The organism is Mesorhizobium sp. M7A.F.Ca.AU.002.02.1.1, assembly GCF_003998535.1.
Taxonomy (GTDB): domain Bacteria; phylum Pseudomonadota; class Alphaproteobacteria; order Rhizobiales; family Rhizobiaceae; genus Mesorhizobium; species Mesorhizobium ciceri.
On the sequence record NZ_RZPB01001407.1, the window covers coordinates 1 to 633 of the forward strand.

At 66.2% G+C, this 633-nt stretch carries 1 protein-coding gene; it reads right to left on the reverse strand.

What is annotated here, in order from left to right; genetic code table 11:
• Positions 1-633: ATP-binding cassette domain-containing protein (locus EN879_RS38035; RefSeq protein ID WP_127274816.1), on the reverse strand; the 633-nt coding region annotated here is incomplete at both ends.

Below are 633 nucleotides of genomic sequence, written 5' to 3' on the forward strand. Positions count from 1 at the left end.
GTTCATCACCAGCCTCATGTCGTGCTCGATCAGGACGACGCCGATGCGGCGCTCGGTGCGGACTGTCGAGAGGATGGAAACCAGTTCGGCGGTCTCGACGGCGTTCATGCCGGCGGCCGGCTCGTCCAGCAGCAGGAAGCGCGGCTTCAACGCCAGCGCACGTGCCACTTCCAACCGGCGTCGCTGGCCATAGGCAAGCCTGGCGGCCGGCTGATCGGCAAATCTCTCCAGCCCCATGCGCGCAAGTTCACCCATTGCCGCCGCCTCGGCATGGACGAGATCAGGCTCTACCTGGCGTGCGGCGACGACGACGTTTTCCAGCACCGTCATGTGCGGGAAGACGCGGATGTTCTGGAAGGTGCGGGCAACGCCGGAGCGCGCGAAGCGGAAGGCAGAAGCCTGCCGCACCGCGCCACCCACCGACACGGTACCGGCACTTGGCTTGACATCACCGGCCAGCATGTTGAGCAGCGTCGTCTTGCCGGCGCCATTGGGGCCGATGATACCGGTGATGCTGTCCGTTTCGAAACTCAGGCTGACGTCGTCGACAGCAACGACGCCGGCATAACGGCGCGACAGACGCTCGGCGGAGAGCCGGTCACTCTCGACACGCTGCGGAGGTGCCGCCGAAGC